The sequence below is a fragment of the Polaromonas sp. CG_9.5 genome, assembly GCF_035984465.1.
In the GTDB taxonomy this organism is placed as follows: Bacteria; Pseudomonadota; Gammaproteobacteria; order Burkholderiales; family Burkholderiaceae_C; genus Polaromonas.
The window spans coordinates 44,330-61,346 of the sequence record NZ_JAXCHR010000018.1 but is presented as its reverse complement, the minus strand read 5'-3'; the positions used below and the strand labels follow the sequence as shown (position 1 = coordinate 61,346).

The following is a 17,017-nucleotide window of genomic DNA, read 5'->3' as shown; positions in this document are numbered from 1 at the left end:
GCCTTGGCTTGTGTGCCGACATTCCCGCTCAAGCGGGAATCCAGCCGCATCTGCCGGCAAGACTGACAGCCTCGAATCCACCGCATCCGGGTTACCCCCGCCTGCGCAGCGTCAAAAATTTAAGCTATCCTAGGCCGCTTCTCCACTACCGACCGCCCTCACGTGTCCGATGTTCCTCCCAGTCGTTCTTCCAAAACGGAAGACAAGCGCGGCTTTTTGCAAAAGCTCGCTGAAATGCTCCACCCCGGCCCGGACTCCAGAGCCGAGTTGATCGAAACCCTGGTGGAAGCCCAGGACAATGATGTCATCGGCCAGCAAAGCCGCGAAATGCTCGAAGGCGTGATCCGCATGGCCGACATGACGACCGGCGATGTCATGGTGGCCGCGCCGCGCATGGATCTGGTCAACATTGATGCGCCGTTTGATGAACTGCTGCACCTCATCATCGACACCGCCCATTCGCGGTTTCCGGTTTTTGAGGATGAAAAAGAAAACATCATCGGCATCCTGATGGCCAAGGATTTGCTCAAACTGCAGCGCGCGCCTGAACTCAATATCCGCGCCTTGCTGCGCCCGGCCGTGTTTGTGCCGGAAAGCAAGGGCCTGAACGAGCTGCTGCGCGAGTTTCGTGACAACCGCAATCACCTGGCCATCGTGATTGACGAATTTGGCCGCGTGGCCGGCCTGATCACGATTGAAGACGTGCTGGAGCAAATCGTCGGAGAAATCGAGGACGAGTTTGATATTGCCGAAGACGAGGGCGATATTTTCGGCCTCACCGACCACACCTACCGCGTGAACGGCGACACCTCGATCGAACGCGTCAACGAGTCGTTTGACGTGCAGTTGCCTGAAACCGACTTTGAAACCATTGGCGGCCTGGTGGCGCACGAAATGGGCCACGTTCCCAAGCGCGGCGAACACTACGCGCTGGCCGGCCTGCAGTTCACCGTGCTGCACACCAAGGGCGGCGCGGTGCGCTGGTTCAAGGTATCGCCCGCCGCCCTCGCCGCGACAGACGCTGCTGCGTGACGGTCGTGACGCCCGTGACCTGCTGCATGAGCAGCCGATTGGCCGCATGAAAGCGGCCTCGACCGCCCACTACGGAGCAGGGGGCGCTCCACGGGCGAAGAAATCGGCCGCCCATTCGCTCACGCTGCTTCAAATCGCTATTGTTTTAATTGCTGGATGCTTTCATGCCGCCAGCATGGCATGGCCTTTTCCTTTCGGCTCGGTAGTCGGACTGGTGCAGGGCCAGCCCGCAGGCGGGTTGCAATTGCTGGCGCTGGCTTTGCTGGCCGGACAACTGGACGGCGCGCGTTCATGGCAGCGCGGCGCCTGTCTGGGCAGTTTGTTTGCCACCACCATGATGTGCGCCACCTTCTGGTGGCTGTTCATTTCGCTGCATACCTATGGCGGTTTGGCGGCGCCGCTGACGGTGGCGGCTATTGTGCTGCTGTCGGCCTTGCTGGGGCTGTATTACGCGGCGGCTGCGGGGCTGTTTGTGGCCTTGGCGCCTGCCCGGCCTGCGCTGCGTGCTCTTGTTTTTGCAGCGTTGTGGCTGCTGGCCGAATTGGCCCGGGTCAGGCTGCTGACGGGTTTTCCGTGGGGCGAGGGCGGTTACGCCCATGTCGACGGCTGGGCGCGGCCGCTGGCGGCCTGGGTCGGCGTGCATGGCTTGACGTTCATGGCGGCGTGGGTCGCGGCCTGGCTGGCGTTTTGCGTGCTTGCCACCAAAACGCGCTGGGTCAGCGCCGGGGCGCTTGCCGTGCTGAGCGTGCTGCTGGCGTGGCTGCCGGTTTTCAACATCGCGGATGTCGAGGCTGACCCGGCGCTGGTCAAACCTCTGTCGGTCACGCTGCTGCAGGGCAATATTCCGCAGGATGAAAAATTTGTTGGTGGCACCGGCGTTATTTCGGCGCTGCGTTGGTATGGCGAGCAGTTGGGGGAAGCCAAAACCGCGCTGGTGGTTGCGCCCGAAACGGCGCTGCCGCTGCTGCCGCAGCAATTGCCCGAGGGTTACTGGGATGCGTTGCAGGCCAGGTTTGCCACCGGCACACAAGCCGCGCTGATTGGTTTGCCGCTCGGGGACTACAACACCGGTTATTCAAATTCGGTGCTGGGTTTCAAACCCGCGCTGCCCTCTGCAGCTGGCCAGCCCGCGCCCCCACCGTACCGTTACGACAAGCACCATCTGGTGCCTTTTGGCGAGGTCATTCCGCCCGGTTTTCACTGGTTCATCAAGCTGATGAATATTCCGCTGGGCGACTTCAATCGCGGCGCGGTCGGCCAGCCGTCGTTTGACTGGCAGGGCCAGCGGCTGGCACCCAACATTTGCTATGAGGATTTGTTTGGCGAAGAACTCGGCGCGCGTTTTGTCGATGCGGCCTCAGCGCCGACGATTTTTGTCAATGTCAGCAATATTGGCTGGTTTGGCAACACCGTGGCCATTGACCAGCATTTGCAGATTTCGCGCATGCGTTCGCTGGAGTTTGGCCGGCCCATGATTCGTGCCACCAACACCGGCGCGACGGTCATCATCAACCATCGCGGTGAAGTCACGCACTCATTGCCACGCCACACCCGGGGCGCTCTGGTGGGCGACGTGCAGGGGCGCAGCGGCGTCACGCCCTACGCCTGGTGGGTGGGCCGGTTTGGGCTGTGGCCGCTGTGGGCGCTGGGGCTTGTGATCGCGTCAGGGGCGTTTGCGGGCCGGCGTCGCTGATTCATTCGCGGCTGGGCGCGGGGCTTTGCGCCATCATCTGCTGCAGCAAATCCGGCAGCATGCCCACCATACGCAAGGCGTCCTGACTGGGCGGCGTGCTGGCCGCCACATACATTTGCAGTGAAATCGGGGCAGAGTCAGGCAGCGGCACCGCCGTGATGGAGGACTTGTCAAGATTGCGCGCCGTCAGAAAATCAACCACCGTCCAGCCCATGCCCCGCTTGACCAGCTCCAGCGCCAGCCGCGACGTATGCACTTGCAGGCTGGCCGTTGAAGTGTGCTCCAGCTGACTGGCCAGGGCGTTAATGGATTGGCACATCGGGTCTTCACCCACCAGCCTGACCAGCGGCATGCGGTTCAAAAACAACATGGGATTTTGACGCCGCGCCCGCAGGGCACGTGCCCAGATGTCAGACCGGACGGCCAGGTACGGCGTGCCACTCACCAAGGCGGTATTGGTCACCAGCGGATGCGGATGGGCATAAAACCCGAGCGCAAAGTCCACGCGGCGGGTCACCAGTGCCTCGACCATCTGGTCTTGATGCAGCGTACGCACCTCCAGATTGACGCGCGGATAACGCGCCAAATACGTTTCCAGCACCAGCGGCAAAAACTCGTGGCTGATGGACGGCAGGGCCGCCAGCCGCACCTGCCCGCCCTCGCTCTGGCGCAGGTTGACGGCAATACGCCTGAGCTCGTCGAGCTTGCGGTGGATCAGCGCGGACTCTTCAAACAGCACGCGCGCCTCAGGCGTCGGCGCCAGCGTGCCTTTTGAGCGGACGAACAATTTGTAGCCCAGCTGCAGCTCGGTATGCCCGATGGTTTTGCTGACCGCCGAGGGGGTGACGCAGATCAGCCGTGCAGCCGCGCTCATATTGCCGGTTTGCATGACAGCCTGGAAAACTTCGAGTTGCCTGAGGTTCATGGCGGTCGGGCAGGGGTACGCGGGAGGAGGAGGGTGTGAGTTTCAGGCACAACTGGGCCCAAATTATGCATCGCCATTGAGCGGCGGCCCTCACTACCATGAGCGACCTTTGACGCTCAGGCGTCAAGGCCGGGCATTCAACAAGCGCCATTTCCATTGGCCCCTTTAAAAACTTTGAGAGACACCTGATGCAAACGCAAACACACTTGCCATTGAAAATCGCCAAACTCGTGGCCGGGCTGGGCCTGGCCGCCATGGCCTCGCTGGCGATGGCGCAAGCCGCCAAGCCGAATGTCGTGATTCTGGCCACCGGCGGCACCATTGCGGGCGCGGGCGCGTCAGCACTGAACAGCGCCACCTATGCCGCTGCCAAAGTCGGTGTGGACAAGCTGATTGCCGGTCTGCCCGAGCTGGCCACCGTGGCCAATGTGCGCGGCGAGCAGGTGTTCCAGGTCGCCTCGGAAAGCCTGACCAACGACAACCTGCTGACGCTGGCCAAGCGTGTTTCGGCACTGGCCAAGCAGTCTGATGTGGACGGCATCGTCATCACCCACGGCACCGACACGGTCGAAGAAACCGCCTACTTCTTGACGCTGGTAGAGCGCACCAGCAAGCCCATCGTGATGGTCGCCTCGATGCGCCCCGGTACGGCGTTGTCAGCTGACGGTGCGCTCAACCTGTTCGACGCCGTGGCCGTGGCCGGCAGCAAGGACGCCGTGGGCAAGGGCGTGTTGCTGACCATGAACGACACCATCGAAAGCGGTCGTGATGTGAGCAAAAACATCAACATCAAGACCAACGCGTTCTCCAGCCAGTGGGGCCCGCTGGGCATGATTGTGGAAGGCAAGAACTATTGGTTCCGCGCCCCCGTCAAGCGCCACACCATGAACTCCGAGTTCGACATCGACACCATCACCTCGCTGCCCAACGTGGGCATCGCCATGGGGTACGAAGGCGTCGAGCCTACTGCCATCGAAGCACTGGGCAAAAGCGGCGTGAAAGCGCTGGTTCATGCCGGCACCGGCAACGGCTCCGTGGCCAACCGCATCGTGCCTTACCTGCAAAAAGTGCGCGCCGATGGTGCCATCGTGATCCGCAGTGCGCGCGTGCCGGACGGTTTCGTGCTGCGCAATGCCGAGCAGCCTGATGACAAGTACGACTGGGTCGTTGCGCACGATCTGCGCCCGCAAAAGGCCCGCATTCTGGCGATGGTCGCCCTGACCAAGACCAGCGACACCAAGGAACTGCAGCGCATTTTCTGGGAATATTGAAACGCGCCTGCCTGCGCGCCGTCCGCGCGCAGGCAGGGCTGGGGTCGTCAACCGGCCCACTGAAAGTGCAAAAACCCCCGGTACGCCTTGTGCCGGGGGTTTTCTTTATGGGGGTGACGATAATAGGCGGCTACACGTTTTTTGCCACGGCCCATTCTTATGCTCACTTTCCAGCAAATTATTCTGAAACTGCAGACCTACTGGGCCGACCAGGGCTGCGCACTTTTGCAGCCCTACGACATGGAAGTCGGCGCGGGGACTTCGCATACTGCTACTTTTTTAAGAGCGCTTGGCCCCGAGCCCTGGAAAGCGGCCTACGTGCAGCCCAGCCGCCGCCCGAAAGATGGCCGTTACGGCGAAAACCCGAACCGCCTGCAGCACTATTACCAATACCAGGTGGTGCTCAAACCCGCACCGGCCAACATTCTGGAGCTGTACCTCGGCAGCCTTGAAGCGCTGGGGTTCGATCTGAAGAAAAACGACATCCGTTTTGTCGAAGACGACTGGGAAAACCCGACGCTGGGCGCCTGGGGCCTGGGCTGGGAAGTCTGGCTCAACGGCATGGAAGTGACCCAGTTCACCTATTTCCAGCAGGTTGGCGGCATTGACTGCAAACCGGCCACTGGCGAAATCACCTACGGCCTGGAGCGTCTGGCGATGTACCTGCAAGGCGTGGACAACGTCTACAACCTGCAGTGGACCGAAGGCCTGACGTATGGCGACGTGTACAAGCAAAACGAGGTCGAGCAATCGACCTACAACTTCGAGCACAGCGACACCGATTTCCTGTTCACCGCCTTCACCGCGCATGAAAAGCAAGCCAAATACCTGATCGAGCAGCAACTCGCCTTGCCGGCCTACGAGCAAGTGCTCAAGGCCGCGCACAGCTTCAATTTGCTGGACGCGCGCGGCGCGATCAGCGTGACCGAACGCGCCGCCTACATGGGCCGCATCCGCAATGTGTCGCGCCTGGTCGCGCAAAGCTATTACGAAAGCCGTGAGCGCCTGGGTTTCCCGCTGGCGCCGCGCGAATGGGTTGAACAGATGAGAAAAACCAGCAAACCAGCCAAGAAGGGTGCCTGAGAAATGACGACGAAAAACCTTCTGGTTGAACTGTTTGTAGAAGAGCTGCCCCCCAAGGCGCTGAAAAAACTCGGTGACGCGTTTGCCGGCGTGCTGGCCGAGCAGCTCAGGGCGCAGGGGCTGGCCACCGCTGAATCCGTGGTCACGGCCTATGCTTCGCCGCGCCGCCTGGCTGCGCACATCAGCCAGGTTGGGCTCAAGGCTGACGACAAGGCGGTGCAGCAAAAGCTCATGCCGGTGTCGGTCGGGCTGGATGCCTCGGGCCAGGCCAGCCCTGCGCTGATCAAGAAACTGCAGGCGCTGGGGGCCGATGTGTCTGACCCGGTGGCTGCTGTCGCCGCTTTGATGCGCGCGCCCGACGGCAAGGCCGAAGCGCTGTTCTATGACAGCCTGGTGACGGGTGCGACGCTCGATGTTGGCCTGCAAAAAGCGCTGGAAGAGGCGATTGCCAAGCTGCCGATTCCGAAGGTCATGAGCTACCAGCTGGAAACCGACTGCGAACTGCCCGGCTGGACCAGCGTGAACTTTGTGCGCCCGGCGCACGGTCTGGTTGCACTGCATGGCAGCACGGTCGTGCCGGTTAATGTGCTGGGCTTGACGTCCGGCAACTTCACGCATGGCCACCGTTTTGAAGCCGCCGTAGACCCGGTGGTGTTTGCAGATGCCGACAGCTACGCCGCCACGCTGGAAATTGACGGCGCGGTGATTGCCAGCTTTGCTGCCCGCAAAACCGAAATCGCCCGCCAACTGGCCGAAGCCGCCACGGAAGTCGGCGGCGGCGTGATGCCGATTGACGACGACGCGTTGCTGGACGAAGTCACGGCGCTGGTCGAGCGGCCGAATGTGCTGGTCTGCACGTTTGAAAAAGAGTTCCTCGACGTGCCGCAGGAATGCCTGATTTTGACCATGAAGGCGAACCAGAAATACTTTCCGTTGCTCGATGCCGAGGGCAAGCTGACAAACCAGTTTTTGGTCGTCAGCAACATCTCGCCTGACGACGCCAGCGCCGTGATTGGCGGCAACGAGCGCGTCGTGCGCCCGCGCCTGGCCGATGCCAAGTTCTTCTTTGACCAGGACCGCAAGAAGACGCTGGCGTCGCGCGTGGCGGGGCTGGACAAGGTGGTTTATCACAACAAGCTGGGCTCGCAAGGCGAGCGTGTTGAGCGCGTAAGGGCGATTGCCAAGGCGATTGGCCAGCAACTCGGCGGAGATGCGCTGGCAGAACAAGCCAGCCAGGCCGCACTGTTGGCCAAGACCGATCTGGTCACCGACATGGTCGGCGAATTCCCGGAATTGCAGGGCACGATGGGCCGTTATTACGCGCTCAATGACGGCCTGAGCCTTGACGTGGCCGACGCGATTGAAGACCACTACAAGCCACGTTTTGCCGGCGACACGTTGCCGCGCAACATGACCGGCGTGGTGGTGGCGCTGGCGGACAAGCTCGAAACGCTGGTCGGCATGTTCGGCATCGGTAATCTGCCAACGGGCGACAAAGACCCGTTTGCGCTGCGCCGCCATGCGCTGGGCGTGATCCGGATGCTGGTCGATAAAGACCTGCCGCTGGACTTGGGTGCGTTGGTACGCGATGCCGGTCAGGTTTTTGGTGACAAGATCACCGACACCTCCGTGGCGCTGACCGATTTCATCTACGACCGCCTCGCCGGCTCCCTGCGCGAGCAAGGCTTCAGCGCGCAGGAAGTCGATTCAGTCGTGTCCCAAAAACCGCAGCGCCTCGGCGATGTCGCCAAGCGCCTGGCCGCCGTTCGCACCTTTGCCGCATTGCCCGAAGCGCCGGCGCTGGCCGCTGCCAACAAGCGCATCAGCAACATCCTGAAAAAAGCCCAGGAAGTGGACGCGCATGTCAGCGAACTGTTGCTCAAGGAACCGGCTGAAATCGCCCTGTACGCCGCGATGAAAGACGTGGTTCCCCAGGCCAATGCCCAGTTTGACGCGGGCGACTACACCGCGTCGCTGCAAACCCTGGCGACGCTGCGCGCGCCGGTCGATGCGTTCTTCGACGGGGTGATGGTGAATGCCGAAGAACTGGACTTGCGCTTGAACCGCCAGGGCCTGCTCAAAAGCCTGCATGACGCCATGAACCGCGTGGCTGACCTGTCGCGTCTGGTGGCTTGAACTGTCGGTGCCGACGCCTGACCCCATGAACCGCGAATCAACCCGCGTGATGCCTGCAACGCCTGACACTGCCGCAACGGGCGTGCCCGCTGGCTGGACTTCACAGCGCACGGCCTGGCTGATCTTTGGGCCGCCCGCGTTCATGGTGGCGGTGCGCTGGCTGGTGCAACTGGCCGACGACCGCCAGAGCACGATTCCCGCATTGGCACTGGTTCCGGTCTCGACCACGACCGGCTTGGCGGACTTGCTCTGGCCGGTGGCCGTGGTGCTGGCTTTGCTCGTCGTGGCGGCTGTCGTCATCTACCGGCTGGGCTGGCAGCGGGTCATGCCGGCGATTGGTGCTGTCTGGCTGCTGCTGTGGCTGGCGGGCAGCGGCGCGATGCTGGAGCGGCACTTCAACCAGCAAGGACTGTTTTTGCAAGACGCGCGCACATCGGCCAGTCCGTCCGCCGCCCCGGTTAAGGCCCGCGTGGTGACCAGCAAGTTCAAACCCCCCAGCCTGCGCAGCCTGGGCGGCACCGAGCTGGTGCTGCAAGTAGCCAGCCTGGAAATCCCGCAGCGCCTGTTGATTGACGATGTGCGTGCCGCGCCCTTGAAACCCGGCGATACGCTGGCGCTGCAGTTCTCGCCCGGGCGCTTCAGCGGCCGGTTCGTGACCGCCTGGCAGGCGATTCCAACGACCCGTTCACCTTGATGGCTTCCTCCATGAAACTTGTCATTCTCGACCGCGACGGCACCATCAACAGCGACAGCGACGACTTCGTCAAGACGCCCGAGGAGTGGTTGCCGCTGCCCGGCGCGCTCGAAGCGATTGCGCGGCTCAGCCATGCCGGCTGGCATGTGGTCATTGCGTCCAACCAGTCCGGACTGGGACGCGGCCTGTTTGACGTGGGCACGCTCAACGCCATGCATGCCAAGATGCTCAAGATGCTGGCGCTGCAGGGTGGGCGCATGGATGCGGTGTTTTACTGCCCGCATACGGCAGAAGACAATTGCCAGTGCCGCAAGCCCAAGCCGGGGCTGTTCGAGCAGATCGGCCTGCGCTTTGGCGTGCCGCTCAAAGGCGTTCCCACCGTGGGCGACTCGCTGCGTGACGTGCAGGCGGGCGCGGCAGCCGGCTGCGAGCCGCATCTGGTGCTGACCGGAAAATCCGAAAAATACCGGGGCTTGCCACCGCCGCAAGACTTGCCGCCCGGAACGCTGGTGCATCAGGATTTATCCGCCTTTGCCGATTTCATCCTGGTCCGCGAAGCTGAGCTGGCGCTGTGATTGCTATAAAAAAAGTAGCTGCTTGCGCCCGCCCCGTATGCGCAAGAGGCCTGAAACACTGTAAATTTCACTTTTCAGGCAGGTTTGCAGCGCAATAGATCTGCTTCGCCCGTTCCCCTTCATCCAACCGCCGAAAATTTGCCATGCTCCTGATTCGCTCTGTTTTGCACATGTTGTGGCTGATCCTGACCGTCATCCCGTGGGCGTTGTTTGTCGTCATTGCTTCGCTGTTTGTCAACAGCACCACGATGTACTGGATGTGCGCGCGCTGGCTCAAGCTGGCCGTTGGCAGCGGCACGGCCATTTTGGGCATCCAGAACCGCATCACCGGCATGGAAAATCTGCCGACCGGCGAGAAAAGCGCCGCTGTGTTGCTGGTCAAGCACCAGTCGACCTGGGAGACGCTGACGATGCCGGCGATCATGCCGCACCCGCTGGCCTATGTGTTCAAGAAAGAATTGCTCTACATTCCGTTTTTTGGCTGGGCGATGGCGCGCATGGACATGATTCACATTGACCGCAGCCAGCGCACGCAGGCTTTCAGCAAGGTCGTGGCGCAGGGCAAACGGCTGATGGCGCAAGGCACGTGGGTCATCATGTTTCCCGAGGGCACGCGCATCAAGCGCGGCCAAAAAGGCGTGTACAAGTCGGGCGGCACCCGGCTGGCGATTGAGACCGGCGCACCGGTGATTCCGATTGCCGTGACCTCGGCCAAATGCTGGCCGCGCAAGGCCTTCATCAAGACGCCCGGCATTGTCGATATCTCGATTGGCAAGCCGATTCCCAGCGCGGGCCGCAAGCCCGACGAGCTGATGCGCGAAGTCGAAGCCTGGATCGAAGCCGAAATGCACCGGCTCGACCCCGAAGCCTATGCAGGCCAGAGTGAAAAGCCCGCCAGAGTGCGCGGCTGAATCGCGTTGGGTGACCGCCAACCCGTTGAAAACCGCCATGGCGAAACGCGTTTTGCAGTTTGTGCCTGATTTTTCGGCGTCCGGTGCTTTAGCGCCTGACACCCAACACCCCAGCGCGGGTAAAACGCAAGATTCAGTGCCAAAAGTGCCGCTTGTGCAGTCTGCACGTGCGCAAATAGCTATAGAAAACATAGCGCCTGTTGCACCGCTGGCGTCCACCGCTTTTCGCCACCCGCGCGCCACGCGTGAAGTGTTGCTTAACGGCCAAGCCGTGGCGTTTGAGGTCAAGCGCCGAAAACGCAACACCATCGGTTTTTCTGTAGGCGCTGAAGGGCTGTCGGTCAGCGCACCGCAATGGGTGCCGTTGCTTGAGATTGATTTGTCCGTGCAGGGAAAGTCCGGCTGGATACTGAAAAAACTGCAGGAAACGCGTGAACGTCGCAGCCGGCTTGATGCTGCGCGGATTGTCTGGAAAGGCGGCGCTGTCTTTGCTTATCTGGGCGAGCCGGTGCGGGTAGTGCTTGACAGCCGTCAGCCACACGGTGCTTTGCATGCCGCGCTGGCCGGGGCTGACGCTGCGCAGTCCCTGCACCTCAGCCTTTCCGATGACGCTTCGGCCACGCAGATCGAGCGCGCCGTTCAGGCTTGGTTGATGCAGCAAGCCAGCCCGCTGTTTACCCGCCGGCTGAATCATTTTGCGGTGCAACTGAATGTTCAATGGCACAAACTCAGCCTGTCCAGCGCCGCCACCCGCTGGGGCAGCGCCAGTGCCAGCGGGGCGATACGGCTGAACTGGCGACTGCTGCATTTCAGGCTGGAGGTGATCGACTATGTGGTGGTCCACGAGCTGAGCCACCTTCGGGTAATGGATCACAGCGCGCGATTTTGGGCCACCGTGCACAGCGTCATACCCGACTATGCTGCGCTGCGCAATCAGCTTAAGGACGAAGTGGTTGGGTGTAAATAGAGCACAAAAATGTAAATTAATCACTGAATCTGAAAATAAAAGCAATTTTTGAAATTATTCAGCAATAGTGCGGGCTTTAAAAATCCCTACAATTTGACTCTCACTTTGGGAAGAGATACATGTTAGACAAGCTGATTCTTGTAGTTGAAGACAACCCAGACCATTTGGAGCTGACGGTGTTGACTTTGGAAGAGTCGGGGACTCGTGCCGAAATTGCCGTGGCCCGGGACGGTGTGGAGGCGTTGGATTACCTGTTCGGGCAAGGCCAGCATGCGGGCCGCGACACACAAAGGCAGCCCTCGTTTATTCTGCTCGACATGAAGCTGCCCAAGCTTTCCGGGCTGGACGTGCTGCGCAGCGTCCGAAAAAATCCACTGACGGCGTTAGTGCCGGTCATCATGCTGACCTCTTCGAGCGAGCACTCCGACATGGCGGCCTGCTACCAGAGTGGGGCCAACAGCTTTGTCCGCAAACCAGTGGACTTCATCGATTTCACCGAAAAGGTCAATCGTTTGCAGGCTTACTGGCTGGATGTGAATCAATCTCTGGCGGCTGTTTGACGCTACGGCTAGCTAGCCGTTCGGTTGGCTCAGCCCTTTATCTGTTGCTGCCCGCTGGCTGTTTTTCCGTTTGAAGGCTCGATCCGATGAAGTTTGACATCACGCTACGCACTCGCCTGGTCATGCTGGTGCTGGCGGCCATCGTTCCCCTGTTTGGGCTGGCCGTTGTAGGTGCTGTACTGACATCCGGCAAAGCCGTCAGCCAGGCTACACAAAATCTGGAATTTTCCGCATCGCTGGTTGCAGCCAATCAGGAGCGAGTCGCCGAATCTGCGCGGCAGATACTGACCGCCATTGTCAATACGCCGGTCGTGCAGAAGGGGACAGATGCAGATTGCCAGCAGTACTTGCAGGTTCTGAACTCGCAGGCGCTGGGGTATGTCAATCTCGGCATTGTGGGTCTTGACGGGTATATGCGCTGTCACGCCATCGGGGGGCGTCCGGGCGAATTCGCGGGGGACCGCTCCTATTTTCAAGAAGTCATTGCGCGCCAGGGTTTTGTGGCGAGTGGTTTTTTGAAGGGGCGTGTCACGGGAAAACCGGTTGTTGTCTTTGCGCAGCCCGTCGTCAACCCGCAGGGAAACATCAGCGCCGTGGCTTTCGCTGCGATCAGCCTGACAGAAATGACAAAGTCCGTGGCTGCTGCGCCCTTGCCCAAGGGCATGCACGTTGTCATCACGGATCGCCAGGGGATTGTGCTGGCCGCCAGCCTTCAAAATCCGTCAACCGTTGGTCAAAAACTGCTTGATCCAGACCTTCAGGCGGCGGTTAAAGCGGGCGTTGCCAAGGCATTCGAGGGCACTGATGCGACGGGCATAGCGCAGATTTATGCATTTCAGCCCACCAGCACATCCGCAGACTCGCCTTTTTTTGTGGCGGTCAGCGTGGGCAAGAACGAGGTGCTCGCGCCGGCCCGCCAGCGGCTGACGCTGGTTTACATGGCGCTGGCGCTGGTCGCCGCTTTTGGCGGCTGGATCGTCTGGATGCTGGGTGGCCGCGTCATTGTGAAACCCGTTGCTGAAATTCTGGTGGCCATGCGTCAGTTTCAGGCGGGGCGGCTCGGTGTACGCATTGCGCTGAAGTCCGAAGATGCGCAGAACGAATTTACGCAGACAGCGATGAGTTTCAACGGCATGGCCGAAGCCATGCAGGCGAATCAATTGGCGCTTGAAGCTGAGCTGGCGCGCAGCACGGCCACACAGGAAAAATTACAGGATGCGCAACGCCTGGCGTGCATCGGTTACTGGCAGATGGACTTCGCCACAGAACTGATCGGGTTCTCTGATGATATGTACAAGATGTTTGGCATCAACCGCCTGCGCTTTGATGGCAGCTACAGGAGCTTTTTAAACGGCGTTTATTTGCCTGACCGTGACATCTTTGAACAAGCCCGCAAGGCGGCGATTCAATCCGGCAAACCGATTGAAATCGTGTTTCGCATTTTTAACCGGTCGGACGATGTGCGCTGGGTTCACATGATTGGCCGGATTCATTTTGGCCCGGACGCAAAAACGCCGCTCAGCTGCACCGGCCTGGTTCGGGACATCACGGAGCAAAAAAATGCCGAGCTGACCATCGCCCGAAGCACCGAGTTGCTCAACCGAACCGGCGCACTGGCCAAAGTTGGCGGCTGGGAGCTGGAGGTCGCCAGCATGACGCGGTATTGGTCTGAAGAAACCTTCCGTATCCATGAGCTTGACCCTTCGTTGGGCATCACGTTTACGGATGAGGTGGATTTTTATGACCTTGAGGCGCAACCGCTAATCAGGGCTGCCGTGACGGCCGCCCTGCAGGAGGCAACGCCCTGGGATATGGAGTTGCCGCTGGTCACGGCAAAAGGCCGACGCATCTGGGTTCGCACGCAAGGTCGCGCACTACTTGAAGATGGCAAGGTGGTGCGGCTGGTGGGCGTGCTGCAAGACATTACCGGACAGCACGATGCGCAGGAACACTTGCGCCTGCTTGAAACCTGTATTTCCCGCCTGAACGATATTGTGATGATCACCGAAGCCGAGCCGATTGATGAACCAGGACCCCGTATCGTGTTCGTCAATGACGCTTTTGCGCGCCAGACCGGCTACACCTGCGATGAAGTACGGGGCCAGTCGCCGCGTTTTCTGCAGGGCCCCAAAACCGATCGCGCCGAGCTGGATCGAATCGGGGCCGCGCTGAGAAACTGGCAGCCCGTGCGGTCCGAGCTGGTCAATTACACCAAGGATGGAAGTGAGTTCTGGCTCGAACTCGACATCGTGCCCATTGCCAATGAACAAGGCTGGTTCACGCATTGGGTGGCGGTGGAGCGGGACATCACCCAGCGCAAACTGGCCGAACAGGCCCTGATCGAAAGCGAACACCGTTACGCGGCGCTGTTTGAATCGGCGCCAGTCCCGATGTGGGTGTACGACATCGCCACCACGCGTTATCTTGCCGTTAATCAAGCGGTCGTTCAGGCCTACGGCTATTCGGCTGAAGAGTTCATGACGATGACGATTTTTGACATTCGGCCGGACGCTGAGCATGAACACCTGCGCCAGTGGCTAGACAATCCATCGCGCAAAAAATCCCTGTGGCAGGATCGTCGCAAGGACGGCTCCCTTTTTTCGGTCGAGACCATGTCCCAACCCATTCAATATGCCGGCCGGGCTGCCCGCTTTGTTGTCGCCTTGGACAAAACCTCCCAGGACAAGGCCGAAAAGGACGTGCAGGATTACCTGTTTACCCTGCAGCGCGCTGCAGATGCAGCCCAGGCCATTACCTGGCACCAGACGCTGGAAGGCACGATGCAGGAAATTGCCGAGCAGGCGCGCGGCGTGATTGGTGCCCACCAGGCCGTGGTGAGCCTGAGCGGGGAAGGCAATCACTTGCAGACGATTCATGCGCTGTCGCTGTCTGAAAAATATGCCGCTTATCGCGGCTTGAGGGATCTGGCGGACGGCAGTGGCATCTATGCCATGGTCTGCGAAAACAACCGCCCGGTCCGCATGACACAGACTGAGCTGGAAGCGCATCCCCGCTGGCGCGGCTTTGGCCACTATGCCGGCAAGCATCCCGCCATGCGCGGCTGGCTTGCCGTACCTTTGAGAGGGCGAAATGGCAAAAATATCGGCTTGCTCCAGCTGTCCGACAAATATGACGGTGAATTCACCAAGCAGGATGAATACGTCGCGCTGGAACTGGGCAACCTGGCTTCTGCCGCCATAGAAAACTCCCGGCTGCTGGAAGAAGTGCGTGAACTCAATGCCGGGCTGGAGCAAAAAGTGGCTGAGCCTACCGTCGCGCTGGCGCGTCAGGAAGCCTTGTTCCGGGCATTGGCCGAGCAGGCGCCGCAGACGGTATGGACTGCCAGTCCGGACGGGGCCGCAACCTATTTCAACCGCGCCTGGTTCGACCTGATGGGCGGTGAACTCAAGGACTGGACCGGTTACCAATGGCTTGCTGCCGTTCATCCTGACGATGTGGCCGACATCAAGGCCAACTGGAAAATTGCCAGCGCGAACCAGTCCACCTATGCAGGCATTCGGCGTCTGCTAGCCAAAGATGGCAGCTACCACACCATGGCTCACCGGGCCTCGCCGGTGCTTGACAATCAGGGAAATGTAAATTTCTGGGTCGCTATTGATTCTGATATTACAGAAATCAAGGCCATCGAGGCTGCCTTGCGCCTGTCAAACCAGGAGCTTGAAGCCTTTTCCTATTCGGTTTCCCATGATTTGCGTTCACCGCTCAATACCGTTGACGGCTTCAGCCGCTTGCTGGCCAAGCAGCTGACGGGCCAACTCACGGACGATGTGGGAGAAAAAGTAGCGCATTATTTGTCACGCATCCAGGCGGGCGTGGCGCAGATGGGCCAGTTGATTGAAGATTTGCTGTCGCTGTCGCAGGTAGCACGCGCGCAGTTGCGCACAGAACCAGTCGATTTGTCGGCCATGGCGCGCAGTTTTCTGGATGAGTGGCAGGAGCGACAGCCTGAGCGCCAGGTAGCGGTGCATATTGAAAATGGCCTGCTGGCCGAGGCCGACGGGCGGCTCATCAGGGCGGTGATGCAAAACCTGCTGGCCAATGCCTGGAAGTTCACTTCGCAACTGGCACCGGCACAGGCCGAGATCCGCATTGGCCAAAAATTCGATGCTGCCGGTTTGCCAGTATTTTTTGTGCAGGACAACGGTGCCGGCTTTGACATGGCTTATGCCGACAAGCTTTTTGACCCGTTCCAGCGCTTGCATGCGGCTTCGGAGTTTTCCGGAACGGGCATTGGGCTGGCAACCGTCAGCCGCGTCATCAAGCGCCATGGTGGCCGCATATGGGCTGATTCGGCACCCGGCTGCGGCGCTACTTTCTTTTTTACCTTGCCGCGCTCAAGACGAAGCGTGTGATTCGTTGCTGGTTTGCCCGTTTGAATGTGTTAATTTTTCTTGCATATCGTTAAAATTCGTCAAATTGTTTAAGATTACATTTGTGACATATTTAATATTTTTGAGTACCGTGAATGTTGCGTGAACCCAAGTCATTTGAAGCGGCCATAACCGCAGCCGATTTTTCCAGCGAGGATTACTGCGGCACAAGCTATGCGGCCAAGGTGCTGGGCCTGTCCGTTGCTACGGTCCAGTCGCTGGTTGAAAAAGGTGAAATCGATGCGTGGAAAACGTTGGGAGGACACCGCCGGATTGCCCTGCATTCCCTCAATACCTACATGGCCAAAAACAGCCCGCAGCTCTCGCGTGCCGATGTTCATCCCAAGCACCGTCTGCGCGTGCTGGTGGTGGAGGATGACGAGGCTGCGCGCGATTTGTACCGGTGTCAGTTTGAAGAATGGGACTTGCCGGTCGATTGCACCTGGATGTCATCGGCGCTTGATGCCCTGATGGATATCGCGAGCATGCGCCCGGATCTGCTGATTGCCGATTTGTCCATGCCGGGGGTAGATGGCATTGAAATGCTCAGGACGATCAAACGCAACCAGCAGCTTGCACAAATGCAGATCATTGTGATCAGTGGCATGCATGTCGATGCGATTGCTGCTCGGGGCGGTCTTCCGTCGCAGGCGAGACTGGTGCAAAAGCCGGTCAACTTTGATTGGCTGCAAGGCTACATCACCGCCTTGGTCATGGCCAACGCTAAATGGCGTTAACGGTCTGCTGCAAGTGTTGAAAACATGATGCCGGTCTGTAAC

The 17,017-nt window shown here is 60.0% G+C and carries 13 protein-coding genes; 12 read left to right on the top strand and 1 reads right to left on the bottom strand.

Features of this window, described 5'->3' with window-relative positions; all coding sequences use genetic code 11:
- The first annotated feature begins 162 nt into the window (after positions 1-162).
- Both RCH06_RS13785 and lnt read left to right on the top strand, forming a co-directional pair.
- The gene (locus RCH06_RS13785) at positions 163-1,032 is read left to right on the top strand and encodes an HlyC/CorC family transporter (RefSeq protein ID WP_327082038.1); all 870 of its coding nucleotides are present in this window, start codon (positions 163-165) and stop codon (positions 1,030-1,032) included.
- Positions 1,033-1,207: 175 nt separating this feature from the next.
- Complete coding sequence (lnt, locus tag RCH06_RS13780; protein ID WP_327082037.1) at positions 1,208-2,725, top strand: apolipoprotein N-acyltransferase; 1,518 nt, start codon at positions 1,208-1,210, stop codon at positions 2,723-2,725.
- Between the two features lies 1 nt (position 2,726).
- On the opposite strand, the gene RCH06_RS13775 is transcribed toward lnt, so the two are convergent.
- Positions 2,727-3,650, bottom strand: coding sequence for a LysR family transcriptional regulator (locus tag RCH06_RS13775; RefSeq protein ID WP_327082036.1), 924 nt, complete (start codon positions 3,648-3,650; stop codon positions 2,727-2,729).
- Positions 3,651-3,904: 254 nt separating this feature from the next.
- Between RCH06_RS13775 and RCH06_RS13770 the strand changes: the two genes are divergently transcribed.
- The 10 genes from RCH06_RS13770 (at position 3,905) to RCH06_RS13725 (ending at position 16,975) form a co-directional block, all read left to right on the top strand.
- A complete protein-coding gene (locus RCH06_RS13770) occupies positions 3,905-4,921 on the top strand; it encodes an asparaginase (RefSeq protein WP_327082049.1) in 1,017 nt (338 codons plus the stop codon).
- Positions 4,922-5,080: 159 nt separating this feature from the next.
- Positions 5,081-6,004, top strand: coding sequence for a glycine--tRNA ligase subunit alpha (gene glyQ / locus RCH06_RS13765; RefSeq protein WP_327082035.1), 924 nt, complete (start codon positions 5,081-5,083; stop codon positions 6,002-6,004).
- 3 nt (positions 6,005-6,007) lie between these two features.
- The gene (glyS, locus tag RCH06_RS13760) at positions 6,008-8,140 is read left to right on the top strand and encodes a glycine--tRNA ligase subunit beta (protein ID WP_327082034.1); all 2,133 of its coding nucleotides are present in this window, start codon (positions 6,008-6,010) and stop codon (positions 8,138-8,140) included.
- A 25-nt stretch (positions 8,141-8,165) separates the two neighbouring features.
- Positions 8,166-8,834, top strand: a complete 669-nt coding sequence (locus RCH06_RS13755) for a hypothetical protein (protein ID WP_327082033.1) — start codon at positions 8,166-8,168, stop codon at positions 8,832-8,834.
- A gap of 11 nt (positions 8,835-8,845) precedes the next feature.
- Positions 8,846-9,409, top strand: coding sequence for a D-glycero-beta-D-manno-heptose 1,7-bisphosphate 7-phosphatase (gmhB, locus tag RCH06_RS13750; RefSeq protein WP_327082032.1), 564 nt, complete (start codon positions 8,846-8,848; stop codon positions 9,407-9,409).
- Positions 9,410-9,552: 143 nt separating this feature from the next.
- Positions 9,553-10,320, top strand: a complete 768-nt coding sequence (locus tag RCH06_RS13745) for a lysophospholipid acyltransferase family protein (RefSeq protein WP_327082031.1) — start codon at positions 9,553-9,555, stop codon at positions 10,318-10,320.
- Positions 10,321-10,357: 37 nt separating this feature from the next.
- On the top strand, positions 10,358-11,287 hold the full coding sequence (locus RCH06_RS13740) for a M48 family metallopeptidase (RefSeq protein WP_327082030.1): 930 nt from the start codon (positions 10,358-10,360) through the stop codon (positions 11,285-11,287).
- Between the two features lie 119 nt (positions 11,288-11,406).
- Positions 11,407-11,847 carry a response regulator gene (locus RCH06_RS13735; protein WP_327082029.1) on the top strand — a complete coding sequence of 147 codons (441 nt, stop codon included), beginning with the start codon at positions 11,407-11,409 and terminating at the stop codon, positions 11,845-11,847.
- A gap of 86 nt (positions 11,848-11,933) precedes the next feature.
- Entirely contained in the window at positions 11,934-16,220 is a 4,287-nt protein-coding gene (locus RCH06_RS13730) for a PAS domain S-box protein (protein ID WP_327082028.1), read from the top strand.
- Between the two features lie 113 nt (positions 16,221-16,333).
- Positions 16,334-16,975, top strand: coding sequence for a response regulator (locus RCH06_RS13725; protein WP_327082027.1), 642 nt, complete (start codon positions 16,334-16,336; stop codon positions 16,973-16,975).
- Positions 16,976-17,017: the final 42 nt, after the last annotated feature.